General features: G+C 63.3%; 15 protein-coding genes and 2 tRNA genes. 8 read left to right on the top strand and 9 right to left on the bottom strand.

The features are described from left to right. The first annotated feature begins 36 nt into the window (after positions 1–36). Positions 37–900 (top strand): enoyl-CoA hydratase/isomerase family protein, encoded by an 864-nt coding sequence (locus C480_RS06335; RefSeq protein ID WP_006664794.1) that lies wholly within the window; start codon positions 37–39, stop codon positions 898–900. A 98-nt stretch (positions 901–998) separates the two neighbouring features. Here C480_RS06335 and C480_RS06330 read toward each other — a convergent pair whose 3' ends face one another. Continuing rightward, positions 999–1,793, bottom strand: a complete 795-nt coding sequence (locus C480_RS06330; protein WP_006664793.1) for an NAD+ synthase — start codon at positions 1,791–1,793, stop codon at positions 999–1,001. 227 nt (positions 1,794–2,020) lie between these two features. Here C480_RS06330 and C480_RS06325 point away from each other — a divergent pair. Beyond that, positions 2,021–2,091, top strand: a tRNA-Gly gene (locus C480_RS06325). Positions 2,092–2,134: 43 nt separating this feature from the next. On the opposite strand, the gene C480_RS06320 is transcribed toward C480_RS06325, so the two are convergent. Continuing rightward, positions 2,135–2,374, bottom strand: a complete 240-nt coding sequence (locus tag C480_RS06320) for an amphi-Trp domain-containing protein (protein ID WP_006664792.1) — start codon at positions 2,372–2,374, stop codon at positions 2,135–2,137. Between the two features lie 115 nt (positions 2,375–2,489). Here C480_RS06320 and C480_RS06315 point away from each other — a divergent pair, with 115 nt between their 5' ends. Further along, a complete protein-coding gene (locus C480_RS06315; protein WP_006664791.1) occupies positions 2,490–3,428 on the top strand; it encodes an NAD(+)/NADH kinase in 939 nt (312 codons plus the stop codon). 30 nt (positions 3,429–3,458) lie between these two features. On the opposite strand, the gene C480_RS06310 is transcribed toward C480_RS06315, so the two are convergent. The 3 genes from C480_RS06310 to C480_RS06300 form a co-directional block, all read right to left on the bottom strand. Further along, positions 3,459–4,091 (bottom strand): DsbA family oxidoreductase, encoded by a 633-nt coding sequence (locus C480_RS06310; RefSeq protein WP_006664790.1) that lies wholly within the window; start codon positions 4,089–4,091, stop codon positions 3,459–3,461. Between the two features lie 130 nt (positions 4,092–4,221). After that, positions 4,222–5,010, bottom strand: coding sequence for a hypothetical protein (locus C480_RS06305; RefSeq protein ID WP_006664789.1), 789 nt, complete (start codon positions 5,008–5,010; stop codon positions 4,222–4,224). 355 nt (positions 5,011–5,365) lie between these two features. Next, entirely contained in the window at positions 5,366–6,436 is a 1,071-nt protein-coding gene (locus C480_RS06300; protein WP_006664788.1) for a nucleotidyltransferase domain-containing protein, read from the bottom strand. 220 nt (positions 6,437–6,656) lie between these two features. On the opposite strand from C480_RS06300, the gene C480_RS06295 reads away from it, so the two are divergent. Continuing rightward, the gene (locus C480_RS06295) at positions 6,657–7,061 is read left to right on the top strand and encodes a VOC family protein (RefSeq protein WP_049903293.1); all 405 of its coding nucleotides are present in this window, start codon (positions 6,657–6,659) and stop codon (positions 7,059–7,061) included. A gap of 454 nt (positions 7,062–7,515) precedes the next feature. On the opposite strand, the gene C480_RS24500 is transcribed toward C480_RS06295, so the two are convergent. Beyond that, positions 7,516–7,644 (bottom strand): hypothetical protein, encoded by a 129-nt coding sequence (locus C480_RS24500; RefSeq protein ID WP_275040125.1) that lies wholly within the window; start codon positions 7,642–7,644, stop codon positions 7,516–7,518. Between the two features lie 403 nt (positions 7,645–8,047). Between C480_RS24500 and mptA the strand changes: the two genes are divergently transcribed. Next, entirely contained in the window at positions 8,048–8,986 is a 939-nt protein-coding gene (gene mptA / locus C480_RS06290; protein ID WP_006664786.1) for a GTP cyclohydrolase MptA, read from the top strand. Positions 8,987–8,991: 5 nt separating this feature from the next. On the opposite strand, the gene C480_RS06285 is transcribed toward mptA, so the two are convergent. Next, a complete protein-coding gene (locus C480_RS06285) occupies positions 8,992–9,795 on the bottom strand; it encodes a TrmB family transcriptional regulator (RefSeq protein WP_006664785.1) in 804 nt (267 codons plus the stop codon). An 81-nt stretch (positions 9,796–9,876) separates the two neighbouring features. Then, positions 9,877–11,577 (bottom strand): DUF255 domain-containing protein, encoded by a 1,701-nt coding sequence (locus C480_RS06280; protein WP_049903291.1) that lies wholly within the window; start codon positions 11,575–11,577, stop codon positions 9,877–9,879. A gap of 108 nt (positions 11,578–11,685) precedes the next feature. Between C480_RS06280 and C480_RS06275 the strand changes: the two genes are divergently transcribed. Together C480_RS06275 and C480_RS06270 are read left to right on the top strand one after the other, a co-directional pair. Further along, the gene (locus tag C480_RS06275) at positions 11,686–12,306 is read left to right on the top strand and encodes an FxsA family protein (RefSeq protein ID WP_006664783.1); all 621 of its coding nucleotides are present in this window, start codon (positions 11,686–11,688) and stop codon (positions 12,304–12,306) included. 68 nt (positions 12,307–12,374) lie between these two features. After that, a tRNA-Ile gene (locus C480_RS06270) sits at positions 12,375–12,448 on the top strand. 649 nt (positions 12,449–13,097) lie between these two features. Here C480_RS06270 and C480_RS06265 read toward each other — a convergent pair. Beyond that, on the bottom strand, positions 13,098–15,881 hold the full coding sequence (locus C480_RS06265) for a hypothetical protein (protein WP_049903289.1): 2,784 nt from the start codon (positions 15,879–15,881) through the stop codon (positions 13,098–13,100). 185 nt (positions 15,882–16,066) lie between these two features. Here C480_RS06265 and C480_RS06260 point away from each other — a divergent pair, with 185 nt between their 5' ends. Further along, positions 16,067–16,885 carry a hypothetical protein gene (locus tag C480_RS06260; protein WP_086009641.1) on the top strand — a complete coding sequence of 273 codons (819 nt, stop codon included), beginning with the start codon at positions 16,067–16,069 and terminating at the stop codon, positions 16,883–16,885. The last annotated feature ends 54 nt before the right edge of the window (positions 16,886–16,939 follow it).

Genomic DNA, 16,939 nt, shown 5'->3' with positions numbered 1-16,939 from the left:
GCAAAGACCTTTGGAAACGCCGGATCGACTCCTGTCATGATCGACATTGACGATCCGGGCGCTGCTGACGGTGACGGGTCGCGGTCGGAGCCGGAGTCGTCGGATCGGATAGTGACGATTACGCTCGATCGTCCCGATGCCCGAAACGCGTTGACGATCGAGGGACTCGATGCGCTGGCGGCTGCGATCGAATCCGTTGGTTCGACTCCGGATTCGCCTTCGACCTCTCCTTCGCCTCCGGTGTCGGAAACGTCCCTCCCATCGGCCGACCGCGGGGAGTCGCCGTCGGCGGCAGGCGCTCGATCAGTACCGACGGCACCCGTTATTTACCTTCGCGGCCGTGGCCCCGCCTTCTGTGCCGGCGCCGACCTCGACGCCGTGAACGACCTCGACGGCGACCGCGAACGGGCACGCGAGTTCGCGCGACTGGGACAGCGCGTCGCTCGCGCTATCGAGGCTTCGCCGGCGATCGTCGTTGCCGGTATCGACGGGCCGGCAATGGGCGGCGGTCTCGAACTCGCGCTCGCCTGCGACGTGCGCGTCGGGACGCCCGCCTCGACCTACGGCGAACCGGGCGTGACGTTCGGCCTGTTCGGCGCTTGGGGTGGCACCGTCCGCCTTCCCGAACTCGTCGGGCGGGGCAACGCGCTCGAGTTCGCCCTGTCGGGTCGCACCATCGACGCCGAGGAGGCGCTGCGGCTGGGACTCATCTCGCGTCTCGAGGACGATCCGCGGACGGTTGCTGAGGCGATCGCTGACAACCCGGGTGACGCACTGGCGGTGCTGAAGCGTCGGGTTCGGGACGATAGCGAGCGGGAAACGCAGGAACGACGCGAAGCCGAGGCGTTCGCTGAACTCGTTGCTCGCCACGCCGAGGATATCGGGTCGGTGCTTGAGTAACGGCGCTGGCTGGTCACGTGGGATCTACCTCTGTGGCGGCGAGCCGGCCGAGTTCACCTGCGAAGAGTTATCGGGGGAGCCAGTTCGTCGACGGGGAGTTACGTGAGCGGGTCCGGTGACGGCGGTGCCCGTCGCTTGTGCTCGCTGCGTTCGTACATCTCGCGGACGCGGTCGACTGTCTCGGGCGTTACGTCGAGTTCTCTGCAGGTTGCAGCGACGGAGAGGGGGCCGTCGATGTGAGAGACGAGGATCGAATCGAGCGTCTCGTAGCTGATTCCCAGCTCGTCCTCGTCGGTCTGGTCGGTCCACAACTCCGCGGTTGCGGTCTTGGATGCGAGGTCTTCGGGGACACCGACGTGGCGGGCGAGTTGGCGGACCTGCGCCTTGTAGAGGTTGCCGATCGGGTGGCAGTCGACCGCGCCGTCACCGTACTTCGTGAAGTAGCCGACGGCGGCCTCGCTGCGGTTTCCGGTACCCAGCACGAGCCGGTTCTCGTGGTTCGCCACGAGATAGTTCAGCACGGCTCGAACGCGAGCGCGTGCGTTGCCGACCGCCTCGCGATCGCCTTTCGCCTCGGGGTAGGCCGTAAGCAGCGAGTCGATAAGCGGCTCGATTTCGATCACGTCGTACGTAATGTCGAGTTCTCGGGCGACTCGCTCGGCGTCGCTCATGTTCTCGTCACCGCTGACGGTCGCGGGTAATACGAGCGCATGGAGGTTGTCAGCTCCGAGCGCATCAACTGCCAGATGGCCGGTCAGCGTGCTGTCGATCCCGCCGGAGAGACCCAGGACAGCGCCGTCGGCGTTTGCGGCTGCAATCTGCTCGCGGATGAAGGACGTGATGTGTTCGCGGCACTGGTCCAGTTCGGCCTCCGAGAAACGAGGGTCGATCATAGTCCACTGTATGAGTGCGGGTGTCTAATAGGCTGCCCACGTGGACAAAAACTGACCAACCGGTCAATTCTGTGTGGCGGTGATGGTAGCGTCGCGAGCAGTCGTGGGGGCCACGGGAAACGGAACGTGCACCCGAGAGCGCTACGTTCAAGTGTGATCGACCAATAGACTGCGATAGTCACGTCGAGTGGCGCTGCACTCGACGCGTTGCGGTACGACACGACCGAGCGCTGGTGGTCTAGTGGTAGGACATGAGCTTCCCAAGCTCATAGCCCGGGTTCAATTCCCGGCCAGCGCATGGGAGCGTACGACTACAACCCCGGGATCCATAGCGCCGCTTATCAGGGTTTCCAGTTCAGTTCGACCCGCACCGTCTCGTGGTTGCCGCGGAACATCGTCGACCGCTCGACCACATCGATCGAGGTATCGATCGTCTCCGGAGGGTTGAGCGTCACTGTTTTATTGCCGACTTCGATATCGATCTGTTCGTCACCCGAACGAAACTCCGCCGCCAGGTGTTCGAAGTACGTCGCGAGTTCCTCTCGCGAAAGGGACTCATCCGTCGTCGTGCGTTGTGCCATGTGCGGGAGTGACCGGCCGCGTCGGAAAAGTATGGACAGCGAACGGGCGGCTAGTCCGTTGTTACTGTCGTCGCGAGGCGTGGCTTTTTGTCGTCTGCACGGGTAGTCGCGGGCGATGGCAGACGACGCGGACGCAGACGCGACCGGGAATGCCGCCGTCGGAATCGTCGCCCAGCGCGCTAACGAACGCGCGCGGGACCTCGCCGTGGCATTGCAGGACCGTCTTGCGGCTGACGAGACGGGCGTCCCCTCCGACGACGCCACCGTCGTGGACGAACTGACCGCCGAGCATATAGACCAGTCCGGCGTCCCGGTTGACGCGATGGCGGACTGTGACCTCGTCGTGAGTATCGGCGGCGACGGAACGTTGTTGTACGTCGCCCGCGAGGTCGGAAACACGCCGATTCTCGGCGTCAACCTCGGCGAAGTGGGCTTTCTCAACGCCGTCTCCCCCGACGATGCGCTCACCGTCGTTCCCGCCGTCGTCGAACACCTTCGGAGCGACGCCGACCGTTCCACCAAACAGCGTGAACTCGTGCGGTTGCAAGCGACTGGGAACGGTGGAGACGAAGCCAGCGGATCGACGGGTGAGACGCCTACAGCTGGCCGCTGGACGCTCGATCCGGCGCTCAACGAGATCGTCGTCCACGGGCCGCGGCGCGGTCACGGCGGCGGCGCGACGATCGACGTTCGAGTCGACGGCCGCCAGTACGTCGAGGGCCATGCAGACGGCGTGCTCGTCTCGACGCCGACCGGATCGAGCGCGTATAACCTGAGCGAGGGCGGTCCGCTGGTTCACCCGACGGCGAACTCGCTCGTCGTCACACAGATGGCCGCGGCTGCGGAGGAGAGCATGCCTCCGCTGGTCGTCGATGCCGAGACGGAGGTCACGCTCTCGGTGACGAACGCTGAGACCGCATACGTCATCAGCGACGGCCGTGATCGACAGCGGTTGGACCCGCCTGCGACGGTCACCGTTTCGGTCGCTCCCGAACCGGTTACGCTGGTCGGCCCGCAGGTCGAGTTCTTCGAGGCGCTCGAGAAGTTAGGGTAGTGTCCTTCGCGTCGGATGTGGCGAGCGTCGTCAGCGCTGTTCGACCAGTCGGGCGAGGTGTTTGGGCGGAACGGCACCGCTCGTTGCCGTTCCGTCGACGACGAACGTTGGAACCCCGGAGACGCCCCGGCGCTGTGCGCTGCGAAAGCGGTCCTCGAGTTCACTTCGGAGGCCGTCGTCGTCGACTGCCGAACGGATTTCGTCGACGGGCAGGTCGACGGATTCAGCGAGCGAAGCCAGGACGTCGGGCGAACCGATGTCGCGGGCGTCCTGCCAGAGGGCGGTATAGATCGCCTCGTCGAACGCGGCCCACCGGTCGGGATACTCCTGGGAGACGTACCACGAGGCCTGCTGGGCCGGCAGCGAGTCGACCTCGCCGGCAAACACCTGCGTCATTTCGACGCCGAACTCGTCTTGCAGCCGTTCGACGTTTTGCTTGGCTTGCTCGAAGTAGGCGTCGTCCTTGCCGTCGTCGGCGTCGTGGTCGATCGAGCCGTCCGGATTTCGCTTCCCGGAGCGGAGGTCGAACGGGTGCCACTCGACCGCGAGCGGTTCGTCGCGCGTTTCGCGGTACTGTGCGAGCGAGCGGGTGCCGAGATAGCAGAACGGACAGACGTAGTCCGCGTACAGTTCGAGCCGGTCACCGGCGGAGTGGGCGGTCATCGACGGGGGTAGGTGATACGGACGGAAAAGCCGATGGAAGGGAGAACGGCCCGTTCATCCCGGTCCGGGCGGTGTCCCTCGCGTTATTGGCGCGCCACCGCTCCGTTTGCGGTTCTCTGTCCGCCGGTCGCTACTTTTCGCTCGGCGGTTGGTCGTCGCTCGCGTCCGCGTCGCCTTCGTCCGTGTCCGTGTCCGTGTCGGTCGTCGCCGGCAGGTTCGGATCGCGGTACGGATTCCGCCCGTAGGCCGGCAACTCGTCTTCCAGTTGGGACTTCAACACGCGACGCAGCCGGTTCAGACTCGTCGTATCGAGGCCGTGCGTGGCGGCGAGGCGCTTGAACGTCGACTCCTCGGTAATGTCGTGGGAGCGATACTGGCCGAACAGTTCGTCCATTCGATCGGCCGAGAGGGCCTGGGCGTCGACGTCGTCGAGTCCGAAGTAGGCCCGCCGGTCGACGTCGACCACGTGGCGGATGACGACCAGCGCGACCTTCGGAATCGCGCGCTGGCTGCCGAACTCGGTGAGGTCGATTTCGTCCATGACGCCGAGCGCGAGGTCGCGCTGCCAGGGCGTCAGTTCCAGCGCGTTACACAGCGCCTGAGTCGTCCGCACTCGATCGAGGTGGTGGGCGCGCTCGCTGTAGCCGGGCGTCGCGGCGTGTTGTTCGTCGTGGAGGCGGCGAACGCTCTCCGAGAGGTCCGCCTCGGGCGACTCCGCACGCCCGATGACGGTCGCACTCGGCGTCACGACACCCCACTGGCGGACGGTCGTATCCCGCTTTGCGGCCGCACGGGAGAGCGTGCCAGCACCGGGGCGCGTCTCTAACGGCCGCTCGCGGGGGCGGTCCGGGCGGGCGGTGACGGTTCCCGCCCGCTCGGGGACTGAACCGCGACCGGGGTCTGTACCGTCGTCTTGCATCGTCTGTCGCTCGGACAGGGAGACTGAAAAAGGCTCGCTCGTTTTCGCAGCGTTTCAGCGGAACTGATGATTAATCCGACAGCTATACAGCGCGATAGCAAACGCTCCGAGCGAGTGGATCGATAGCGCCAAAAAGCCCTTCGTATCTACACCTTGTGACCAGAGGCACTTAAAGAACACCCGCAGTCTCGGTCGTCGCTTCCGGTACTGGTTTCGGGGTGACGATACCACTCGACGATCGAAACGAACGAAAGAGAACCGACGCGATACGGCGCGTCGGTGACCCGTCGTATCTACACCTTATGACTAGAAGCACTTAAAGGATGACGGGCAAAGACGACGGAGATACGCGACGCTATTCGACCGGCGCAAGCAACTCGTCGATGAACTCGTCCAACTGCGCCGCGTCGGGCCCCGCCCGGACGTGTACCGCGGGATCGAGTTCAGCCGGCGGGGTGGCGAACTCGCGGCCGACGGCGTCACCGATGTGGGCGTCGCCCTCGCCGCGACGTTTCCGCTCGAGTAACGTCCGCGCGAGGGCGATGCGCTCGCGCTCGAAGACGGCCGGCGCTTGATCGTCGAGGAACGTCTCGAACGCGAGCGCTGGCAGGTCGTGGTCGCCGCGATCGCCGGTGGTTTGCAGGTAGCGAGCGGCCATCGCTGCCCGGCAGATGGTGAGGTTTCGTTTGACCGTCGGTTTCGTCTGCGTGGTACTGAACCGCTCGTTGTCATCGGCAACGAACATCGTTCTCTCGCTCTCCCCTTCGTCCCGTCCCCGGCCCGCTTTGTCGCTCTCGCTCGCCCCATCGGCCGCTTCGACGACGTACCCGTCCGCCGTCTCCTCGATAATCGGGAAGCGTTCGTCGTCGCTGCGGACGAGGTGGTTGGAGACGTACTTGCGGTAGTTGCTCGTCGCGATGCCGCGGTAGGCGTGGTAGAGATCCATCGGGTTGTAGGTCTGCTCGACGTATGTCCGAAGGTTATCGAGAACGGCGCGATCACACGCGAGCCGGTATCGAATCGGACTCCGGAGCAGATCGATCGCCCCGTCGTTCGAGTTCGCGAGCAGGCGCGCGAATTTCCGGATGTCCCAGCCCTGATAGTCGTAGTCGCAGTCGCAGTCGCAGTCGTCGTCAGCGTCGAACTCGACGGCGGCGCTGGTACTATCACCATCAGCCGGCTCGCCACCGCATCGCTCCTCGACGATCGTCTCCGGTGGCCCCTCGAGGTGCGCGTACCGACCGAGATCGCTCGGCGCGAAAACGAACCCGACATCGTAGTCGCTCGCCGAACTCGCGCCGCCCCAGGCGTGGCTACCCCGAGCGACCGCAACGAGGGTCGTAACGTCGTGGGCTCGCTCGATGCTCGCGAGATGGGTCTCGACGGCTTCGCGGACGGATGACGGAACCGATGGCGGTGGAGACATCACACTACACTGGTGACCGGCTACAAAGAAAGCGATAATCCGCGAGTCTCCGCTCGTATCTACACCTTGTGACCAGAAGCACTTAAAGGAACTCGGGTGCGTCGAGGCTGATGAACTCGTGGCAGATCGCTACCTCGATTACTGCGACGGCTGTCTATCTGCCGAAAACGGACGAGTTCTGTGGCGATAGTGCTTTCCTTCGGAAGCGCCTACCCGTGGTATGGATCCACACGTATCTCTCGTTACGTTGGGCGTCTCAGACATGGCGCAGGCTATCGCGTTCTATCGGGACGGATTGGGACTTCCGATGCGCGAACGGGAGGGCGATGGCCCCGCCTTTTTCCCGTTAGACGGGACGTGGATCGCGCTCTATCCGCGGGACGCACTCGCCGACGATGCGACGGTCTCTTCCGAGGGAGACGGGTTTGCTGGCGTCACCATCGCGCACAACGTCGAAAATCGAGAAGCGGTCGATACGGTGCTTCGCGAGGCGGCGGACGCCGGTGCTCGCATCGTGAAACGGGCGCAGGAAGCCGACTGGGGCGGCTATTCGGGGTACTTCGCTGATCCCGACGGTCACCTGTGGGAGGTCGCGTGGAACCCGGTTCTCGATATCGACTCCTGAGCGCGTCGGCGACCGACCACTGTCGCCTCTACCGGGCAGTGCCGGTCCCCGCGGCCGTCGGCTCTCGGCCGGCGTCCCCAAGCGCACCGGTCAGAAGCGCTGCCCTCCAAACGAGTTCGTGTTCGGCGCGATCACGCGACCACGCGGTCGTGCACCTCGTGTCACGGCGGGAACCCGAGTTCAAAGCGGTCGGTCGAGAGCCACCGACCATCGAAACCACCTTTCGACGGCCGCGCACTGAACTCGGCCCGTAATCGCGACACGGGGACGCTGTGAGTTCGAAGCCGAACTGTCCTTCGGCCGGTCCGAAGTCCGCCCGTCTCCGTTTCTGCCTCGTGTTTCAACTCGCACTTAAAGACCCGCGCTCAAAGACTCGCCCGCAGACAGAGAAAATCCGGCACCCGCGTCAGTGAATCCCGATACGCGTCGGGGTTTTCTCGAGCGAACTCGTCGGTTAACACCGGTTCGACGACTCCTCGAGATTGAATCCGGCGTCGAGGAACGCCTGGAAATAGTGGTCGAACGACTCCAGCGCAATCCCACCGAAATCACCATCACTGGACAGTAGAAGCCCGGCGTTCACCGCGCAGCGTCACCGGTTCGAGAACCCTCTGGGAAGTGAGATCTATCTGAACGTAAGATACCGAGTCAAGAACTCGAAGACCGACGACCTCCCGTCGTATCTACACCTTGTGACTAGAGACACTTAAAGAACGAACGCAATACTGGATTCGACCGTGCTATGCGGGATCGTATACGGACGAACAGTTACACCGATCAACAGCGAAAAGCCGACGCGACACGGCGCGTCGGTGACCCGTCGTATCTACACCTTGTGACGAGAAGCACTTAAAGAACGACGCGAGGGTGCAAGAGCGCGAGGACAGGAAGACGGGAGCTCCCTCCCGGACGACGTGAACGACGGGATGCTGGAGGGAACTGACCGTTCCGAAAGGCATAATCGCGCGCTCCCCTGAATGCGGGCAATGAGTCACCAGTTGCCGGACGTGCAGGCGACGTCGCCGGATGTCACCGTCGGCCTGAGTCAGGTCGGCGTCACCGGCGTCGAAAAGCTCGTCAAGATCGCTCGCGAGGACAAGCGCCCGATCGTCCTCACCGCCGAGTTCGAGGTCTTCGTCGACCTCCCCGCCTGGCGCAAGGGCGCGGACATGAGTCGCAACATGGAGGTCATCGACGAGATTCTGGAGGATGCCACCCGCGAGGAGGCCTACCAGGTCGAGGAGGTCTGCGGCGAGGCCGCCGAACGCCTGCTCGAGAAACACGAGTACACGTCGAAGGCCGAAGTTTCGATGGAAGCCGAGTTCATGCGCCGCGAGCAGACGCCGGCGAGCGACCGCGAGACCCAACACACCGTCGATATCGTCGCCTCGGCGACGGCGACGGACGAGGGAACCCGCGAGAAGATCGGTGCGACGGTGACGGGAATGACTGTCTGTCCGTGTTCGCAGGGAATGTCGGCCGCACGCGCGAAACAGACGCTCGAGGACCTGGGCGTCGAGGAGGAGACGATCACGGAGTTCCTGGAGGAGGTGCCACAGCCGGGCCACTCCCAGCGCGGACACGCGACCCTCGCCGTCGAGTCGGGCGGCGATCCCGCGGTCGACCTGAACGACGTCATCGACATCGCGCGGGATTCGATGAGCGCGCGGATCTACAACCTGGCCAAACGGCCGGACGAGGATCACATGACCTACGCGGCCCACGCGGACGCGAAGTTCGTCGAGGACTGCGTGCGCTCGATGGCCGAGGGCGTCGTCTCCGAGTTCAGCCATCTGCCGGACGATGCGGTCCTCACGATGAAACAGTCGAACGACGAGTCGATCCACCAGCACAACGCACACGCCGAGCGAGTCGTCGAGATGCAAACTCTGCGCGAGGAAGTCAACGGCAACGGCTCCGAGTAGGGCGGTTAGAACGTCAACGGCTCGGCGTCGTCCCACCGCGGGGCGAACTCGTCGTGGACGTTCGCCGCGAACTCGGGGTCTTTGAGGTCGATCATTCCGAACGCATCGCCGGAGGAAAGGGGGTTTGGAACCTGGATGCAGACTTCGGTGTCGTCGATGAGATTGAACGAGCCGGTCACTTCTGCGCTCGTCCGAACGTCGAAATCGTCCCGGGCCTGGAGCGTCGTTCGATAGCGCTCGCCGACGTTTTTCGAGAGCGCATCGACGAGCCGTCGCGTCATCAGTAGATCGACGGAGACGCCTCGATCGAGTGCGTCCTCGAGTTTCGCGAGCACGTTGTCGCCGACGGTCTGGGCGTCCCGTTCGGGGACGGGATCCGCGGCGACCATGACGATGTGCCGGTCGGCGGCTGCGAGTCGCTCCATGAGGAGGTCAACCGTCTCCTCGGGACCGACGGCGGCGGTCCAGAACTGTTCCTCGACGGGATCTGCCGCGTCGAGTTCATCGGAGAGGTCGTCGACGATCGACTCGTACTGATCCGCTTTCTCCGCGAGTTCGCGTTTCTTGTCGTCGAGTAGGCGGTCGAGTGCGGTCGACGGTTCGACGGCGACGTACTTCTTGGGCCGGCTCGCGGTCTGGGTTCGCACGAGGTTGTACTGCTCGATGCTGTTTAGCACGTCGTAGATGCGCCCCATCGGAACGTCGCTGGCGCGTGACAACTCCTTGGCTGTTGTCGGTCCGGTGTTCAACAGCGCTCGATACGCTCGCGCTTCGTACTCCGAAAGCCCGAGATCCCTGAGGCTGGCCATGATCTGTGCAATCAACCGAAGAAACATAAACGCTGTGGTGGTTTGCTCTCACGCCAAACACTCGTGTTTCAGTCCCGAGCGCTACTCGAGAACGGACTGGACGGCCTCGCTCAACTCCGTCGGAGTTTCGGCGGTGGCCGATTCGCGCTCCCCGAGTTCGACGCGAGCGGTGCCGTCCGGGAGGCTCTCGTAGCCATCGACGGCGGCCGCGCCGGGAACGACGACCTTCTCGTGGTCCGCGAGCCGAAGCGCGGCCCGGTGCAGGTCCGAGCCGACGTCGTCGGCGACGGCGATCACGAGCGGCCCCTCCAGCAGTCGGGACACGGCCGTCGCGTACTGGGCGACCTGGACGCCGAATCGGTCGCTCGCCCCGGCGAACGCTTCGAGCGTCTTCCGGGCGAACTCGCGGTACTCGTTCTCGCCGGTGAGCACCGCGAGTTCGAGGAGCGCCTCGGCGAGGGCGACATTCGAGTCGAGCGGGCGGAGTTGGCGTTCGAGCAGCCCCGCGCCGGCCGCCGGCCCGTCGACGAACGAGTCGTCGTCGTGAAGGCGGTCGATCGTCGCGTCGGCGACTGCCCTCGCGGTCGAGAGGACGGCGGGATCGAGCGTGCTCGCGGCCGTCGTCAGCGCCGACAAGGTTCGCGCCTGATTCGCGAGGAGCGGCGCGGCTGTGGTTCCATCGACGGTTTCGGGGTGCGCGTGGGCGACGATTCCCCGGTCCTCGTCCGTACCCTCGGCCGCACCGACCAGGTCCGTTCGGAGCGTTGCGAGCGCGCGCTCTGCGTATCTGCGGGCGCGCTCGTCGTCGGTGTAGGCGGCGTACGTGAGCAGCCCCTCGATCGCGAGCGCGTTCGGCCCCGCGAGGACGACCTCGTCGACCGGCGGCTCGTCGGCCGCCTCGCGGTCGGTCGGGTCGAGTCCGTGCGCCTCGGTTTCGCCGGGCGCTTGGCTGTTCGCGAAGGCGTCGACGTCGTCGTTCCAGAGCGTCGTCGTCAGAAACTCGACCGTGCGCGCGGCCGGCGTGCGATACTCGTCTTTGCCCGTGTGTAGATAGGCGTTCGCGAACGCGCGCACGAGCGCGCCGTTCGAATCGAGGAGCTTCTCGTGCTGAAGGCCGGACCAATCCCGCTCCGTCGCAAAGCGATAAAAGCCCCCGTCGTACTCGTCGAACAGGTTCGCGCTCACCGCGTCGAACGAGCGCAGCGCCATCTCCCGGTCGCGCTTGAGGCTGAACTCGAGCGCGTCGGGGAGCGGAAATTTCGGGTTGTCGCCCCAGCCGCCGGCGGTCCCGTCGTAGGTTTCGGTGAGCTGACCGAGCATCGCCGACTCGATGTCGCCCGTGAGCGCGCCGGCGGGCGGGTTGTCCTCGCGGAGCGGCCGGGGGATGCGACCGGCACCGCTGCCCTTCGTGTCCCACATCGTCCGGACGCTATCTAACACCTGACGCATGCCGTCGGGACCGAGGTAGCCCGCGCCGGTCAGCACCGATCCGTCGGGCGCGAGAAAGACTGTCGAGGGGAAGCCGCCCATATTGTACCGATCACGCACGCGCGGGCGTCGGTCGACGTCGACGCGAACGGGGACGAAACTGTCGTTGACGTTCGCCGCAATTCGCGGCTCCGCGTAGGTCTCTGCGTCCATCTCGTGGCAGTGATCACACCACGTCGCGGTGAGCGAGAGCAAGACGGGTCGGTCCGCCATCGCTGCCTCGTCGAAGGCGTCCTGGCCCCACTCGCGCCACTCGACGCGCGTTTCGTCGTCGCTGCCCATACCGATTCCCATACCGAAGGGTGGCCGGTGACGGGCGTAAGCCCTTCGTTGTCCCAGGACCCCTATCGAGTGCTGTTGTGAGAGTAAAGGGTTTTCATGCTTCGCCGGCTATATCGAGGTATGCTCCGGTGGATCTTCGCACTGTTGCTCATCCCGTTTCTCGACGCCGTGCTCCTCGCCGTCGTCGTCAGCCAGACGAGCTACATCGGCTGGATCGGTATGGTTCTCCTCGTCGTCCTCACGGGTCTCGTGGGGATGCTCCTCGTTCGCGCCGAGGGCCGGCGAACGCTCCGAAAGATGCAACGCTCGCTGGCACGGGGTGAACCCCCGACGAACCAACTACTCGACGGTGGGCTCCTGATCGCCGCCGGCGCGTTCTTGCTCACGCCCGGGCTCGTCACGGACCTCATCGGATTCCTCATCGCGGTCCCGATCACCCGAATCCCGATCCGAGCGGCTCTCAAGCGATACGTGATCGTTCCCTACGCGGACAAGAAGACCGGCGGCCTTGCAAGCGGGTCCGTCTGGACGTTTGGCTTCCCGAACGGCGATCCGGAGAGCACAGCCGGCTCCGGTACGGGCACGAACGCCGACACTGGCACGTACGATCTGGGTGCGGACGATTACACCGTTAACACCGGCACTGACAACCAGGATTCGTACAGTATCGACCTCGGCGGCAGCGACGAGTCCACGGAGAACTCGGACGACGAGGACGATGACCGTCGCTATGCGCGGTAGCCTATCCCACAGGACGAACGGAAAGAAACGCTTAAACATCCCACCGAGCAACTAACGAGTGCAGTCGCGGGCCAATAGCTCAATTAGGTTGAGCGCCACTCTGATAAGGTGGAGGCTCTCGGTTCAAATCCGAGTTGGCCCATCCTTTTGCGGCACGTTACTCCACAAGCTACTGCGATAGAACCGCTCTTGGACGAGTCGTTCCGCGAGCGGAAGCGTTCACCGGAGTTCAACTCGCCGAAAGCCGACCGTAGTCGCCCAGGCCACTACCCGAACAGCAACAGCTGACACGTGTCCCTTGTTCTGCCCACTGAGTGATTGCATCGTCCCGGCTCCATCCGAGTTCAGCTCCCCGTCCCGGACACGCTGCTTCGCCGAGTGAACTCGTACGTAACAACCCGATTGGATCACTGTCCGTGGGAGTCTCTCAATCGCTGGGCAGTTATGAACGAATACAGACCATTTCTCATATACACCATTAATCTGGGATATAGTTCGAGGATACTTTTCACGATGACACATTATCTGATATGCCGGTATTTCGGCAGGAAACTGTCTTCAGGGCATCTTTGGAACTGATATCGGGACCACAATAAGAAAACAGTCATCTTTGACTGATCTGCTTATATTGGGCTAAAACCTCCGCTTAGCGGTGTAACTGTCTGTTCGGATCAGATACTGTTGTTCTATATATGTTTAAATACAGGATACTATGCGTATATTATACAGGGGCTATCGGAACCCCTCTTTCACAGTCCAATAGCGACCCGGAGGGAGAGACGTGAGACGCTTCAGGCGAGATTGCCGATGACGATCCCTTCCGCTCTGAGGACGACACCGACATCACCGTTATCGCGGTCGAAAACCTCCTCGTGAGACGTGATGTCGTCGACGCCAGCTCCGACCTTGAACTGGTCCGTCTCAGGAAGCGAGCCGAGAACGCGCCGCTCCTCGGGCTGTAACTCGAAATCCTCTAAGAACACGGTGTCGGTTGCCGTTTGACAGCGAACGCGGACCGTCGCAGCCCGCGGGAGATCGTTTCGGACAATCAGCGTCCCGGCGCTGAGGCCGATCGCTCGTTTGGCGGTCGCGAGCAGCAGCGCCAGATCGGTCGTCCGAACTCGCGTCGCGAGCGAGTTCAGTTCCGCTTGCAGAATTGCTGGAACAGCCGCTGGCTCTGGCGGGAAGCTCTCCGGATCGTGGCGGTAGAGGAGCGCGACGGCGACGAGTGCGAACACCACGAGGAGTCCGAGAAGGCCGAAACCAAGGAGTTGCCACGGAATCCCGCCGCCTGAAGCCGCCGTGCTCGGCGAGCCGTCCGATCCCGAATCGGTCCCTCCAGCAACTGACTCGTTCCCGCCTGTCCCGTCGGTATCCGGATCGCTACCGCTGACTTCGACCCCGACGCCGACGAGTGTGTCCGCGCGTTCGTCGTCGGTTTCGACCGCGAAGTCGTGTGCGCCGATCTCCGCCGGTGCATCGATCGTCGTCGAGACAGTCTCAGACTCCCACGGCTCGAGCGTCACCCGATCGACGTGAACGAGTTCACCGTCGAGGCTGAACTCGACGTACTGGTCGCCCGGTTCGGTGCCGGTGTTGTTGATATCGGCGGAAAGCGTCAGTTCTCGGCTCGATTCGTTCGTGTAGTCGCCGGTCAGGTTTCGCGGCTCGTACCGCGAGGTTTTGGCGCGGACCATCGCGTTCTGCGTCGCTTCGTCGTCGTCGCTGAGAATCGCAACTTCGGTCAGGGGGACGTCCGACGAACGAGTTCGATAGGAGAAGCGTTCGGTCGTTCGTTCGCCAACCTCGAGCGAGACGTTCTTCTGGCCGCGGATGTGTCTGGTCGTCTGACCCGGATCGCCGGCTCCGCTATCGATACGCAGTCGAATTTCTTGCTCCCCAGCGATGTCGCCGGTATTTTCGATGCCGACCGTGGCAACGAGCGTTTGGGTTTCGTTGACCGGCCCGTTGACATCGAGGATTTCGACGTCGAAACCGCTCCCGTTAATCCGTGGTCTGGTCGTATCGCCCGTTCCGGGTGTCTTCAATTCGGCATCGACCCGCGGCGCATCCCCCTGCTCCGTTTCGTAGGTAAACGTTTCCGTGACGGTCTCGTCACCGTTCAGTTCGACGGTTCGATTGTCGACCAGTTCGCCGTCGATGTAGAACTCGATCGGGTATTCCTTCGGCTCGTTCGGGATGCGATCGGAACGGTCGTATTCGATTTCGGCCTCGAGTTCGAGCGTCTCGCCCTCGTCCGGTCGGTTCCGGTCGGTAAACTGCGCCCGAACGTTCTCTTCGTGTGTCGCCTGTCCGATGACCTCCGCGACGGCTCTAGCCTCGTCGTCGGGTTCGCCGTCGAGACCGCTCCGTATAGTTGCCTCGACCGACGGCGAATCCGCTTCGCTCGTCTCGTAGGTGAACGTCTCGACCGCTTGTCCACCCGGCTCCATCGATACCGGTTTCGTCGTGACGTGTGTGCCATCGATTCTGAACTCGATCAGGAACTCCTGTTCTCCCTGTGGATAATTACCGTGGCGGTTGATCTCGGCGGTGACCTCGAGTTCGTCGCCGGCGGCGGTGTTTCGCGTCCAGTCGGTGATATTAACAGTGGCCTTCGATTCGTAGATCGTCACATCGGTGTCGTCCTGGGTCCCGTCGTAATCCACTTCTACGAGAGCGCGTGTCGCCTCGTGATCGTCGCGTTCGGTTTCGTATTCGAAGGTATGGGTGGTCGACTCGCCGCCATCTAACTCGATGGACTCGTTAAGTGTTGCAAACGTTTCGTCACCGTCCGTAAGCGTGAAGTCGACATCCCTTGTCGCGGTGCCGTACTCCGTATTGGTGATTTCGACTGTCACCTCGAGGGGTTCGCCCTCGCCAGGGCTGTTCGTCTCGACGATTTCCGGGACGAAATTCGTCTCGTTGTAGTTGGTGTACTTTACTACCTCACCGTCGTCCGTTTCGACCGTCGTTTCGCCTTCGACCGTCTGAACGACCCCGCCATCGGTCACCTCGAGCGTATCGTTTAGCACCTCCCCGTCGGTGACCACCAGATCGGGATCGTTTTCGGCGACTCGAACCGTATTGTTCCCGACGACGATTTCGTCCCCGGTTTCGGTTTCGACAGCGCCATCGACGACGACGAGTTCTTCGCCGCCTGCGGTGACGACCGGATCGGACGGCATCGACTCCGCAGCGCTCCCGGTCACGACGTGGTCGTCGGCGAATCGCACGACGATTCTGTCATCGTACTCACCGGCGTCGGAAGCGGACGTACTGAGACTCGCGGACGCAGACGGGGCGAGTGAATCGGTGGTGGGATCGGCGACTGCACTGGCGGTTATCCCACCGGTGAGCAAACCCGCGGTCCCGAGCGACAGAACCACGAGTACCACGACGAACAAGCGACTCCCGCGCCAAATAGACCGGTGGCGATTTTCGGCGGTCGAACTCGTCGCAGAAACGGTCGTCGGAGCAGCCGATCGGCTACTTGCTCGAATCGATCGTTCCGTCCGACTCCCCGCTACCGTTTCCGCCGACTCTCCACCGGTTACCCTTTCCTTCCGTGACATAGTTTTCCAGTCTTCGTCGTCCCCGATCCAGGTCGAGACTCTCGTTGCCGACCAGTAGGAAATGCACTCATATCATATTGCCGGCCCATTCGGGGTGTGGCGGAGGGCCGACCGTCGGTTCACCACTGATTCGCTCCCGAACGGCCGACGAATTTTTCACCCGTTGGTGTGACGAGTTCGTAACGATGCCACGATATCCTGGGGGGACAGCTGCCTGCGGTGACGGAGGCGACCGGGACTGTCTGGAGGCTGAATTGACGACCGAGTCGGGTGACGAGGGTACCGAGAGTGAAACGGACGAGCGGAACGCCGGACGAACTCGTCGAGCAGCCCTAGCTGCGTTCGGAACCGCTTCAGTCGGGCTGACGGCGGGCTGTCTGGGGACGATCAAACAGTTCGGCAGCAGTCGCGTCCCCGTCGATCCGACCGATCCCGGCGACGATCCGGAGGCGACACCGGGCGAGTTCTACTTTTTGCTCGAGGAGAACGATATCACCGTTGCTGACCTCTATCACGATACGGACGACAACGACCTGGTTCTGTTCTACGAATCGGACGCGACGACTGCGACCGAGTCCGACGACGAAATCGCGATGATCTATCGCGTGTTCAGCGAGGGGCTGATCGACCGCGGGTCCGACGTAAACCATCTCTATACGGAAGTGACCGATCCCTTCGATGGACAGGTCGAGGGTTGGGCCGTCAACTCTCAGTGGGCCGAAGAGCATTTAGCGGGAGAGGCCTCGGATGTCGAACTCTGGAACGCAATCGCGCGGACGAAGCAGTACGGAGACGACGCCGAGACCGACTCCGGGACCGGAGCGAACGAATCCGAGACGGCGACTGACGATGGGACAGCCGCTGATGACGATGCCGGCGATGGCACTGCAGACGGTGAAAACAGCACCGACGACACCGATACTGACACCAGCGAGACGGGCCTGAACGAATCAGACAGTACGGCGGAATCTAGCAATGGTAATGGCAACGAGAGTGACGAGTGACATGCTCGAGAATCAATGCCACCGGGGCGGCTACTGTCACACAGGGACGACCTT

This window comes from Natrialba aegyptia DSM 13077, assembly GCF_000337535.1.
GTDB classification, from domain to species: Archaea; Halobacteriota; Halobacteria; order Halobacteriales; family Natrialbaceae; genus Natrialba; species Natrialba aegyptia.
Note: the sequence above shows the minus strand (reverse complement) of the source record. Positions and strands in the feature narration are given on the sequence as shown.

Excerpts from the sequence above, each read along its gene's own strand:
- C480_RS06335 (WP_006664794.1), top strand. The coding sequence starts at position 37 with ATGATCGACATTGACGATCCGGGCGCTGCTGACGGTGACGGGTCGCGG.
- C480_RS06330 (WP_006664793.1), bottom strand. The coding sequence starts at position 1,793 with ATGATCGACCCTCGTTTCTCGGAGGCCGAACTGGACCAGTGCCGCGAA.
- C480_RS06320 (WP_006664792.1), bottom strand. The coding sequence starts at position 2,374 with ATGGCACAACGCACGACGACGGATGAGTCCCTTTCGCGAGAGGAACTC.
- C480_RS06315 (WP_006664791.1), top strand. The coding sequence starts at position 2,490 with ATGGCAGACGACGCGGACGCAGACGCGACCGGGAATGCCGCCGTCGGA.
- C480_RS06310 (WP_006664790.1), bottom strand. The coding sequence starts at position 4,091 with ATGACCGCCCACTCCGCCGGTGACCGGCTCGAACTGTACGCGGACTAC.
- C480_RS06305 (WP_006664789.1), bottom strand. The coding sequence starts at position 5,010 with ATGCAAGACGACGGTACAGACCCCGGTCGCGGTTCAGTCCCCGAGCGG.
- C480_RS06300 (WP_006664788.1), bottom strand. The coding sequence starts at position 6,436 with ATGTCTCCACCGCCATCGGTTCCGTCATCCGTCCGCGAAGCCGTCGAG.
- C480_RS06295 (WP_049903293.1), top strand. The coding sequence starts at position 6,657 with ATGGATCCACACGTATCTCTCGTTACGTTGGGCGTCTCAGACATGGCG.
- mptA (WP_006664786.1), top strand. The coding sequence starts at position 8,048 with ATGAGTCACCAGTTGCCGGACGTGCAGGCGACGTCGCCGGATGTCACC.
- C480_RS06285 (WP_006664785.1), bottom strand. The coding sequence starts at position 9,795 with ATGGCCAGCCTCAGGGATCTCGGGCTTTCGGAGTACGAAGCGCGAGCG.
- C480_RS06280 (WP_049903291.1), bottom strand. The coding sequence starts at position 11,577 with ATGGGAATCGGTATGGGCAGCGACGACGAAACGCGCGTCGAGTGGCGC.
- C480_RS06275 (WP_006664783.1), top strand. The coding sequence starts at position 11,686 with ATGCTCCGGTGGATCTTCGCACTGTTGCTCATCCCGTTTCTCGACGCC.
- C480_RS06265 (WP_049903289.1), bottom strand. The coding sequence starts at position 15,881 with ATGTCACGGAAGGAAAGGGTAACCGGTGGAGAGTCGGCGGAAACGGTA.
- C480_RS06260 (WP_086009641.1), top strand. The coding sequence starts at position 16,067 with ATGCCACGATATCCTGGGGGGACAGCTGCCTGCGGTGACGGAGGCGAC.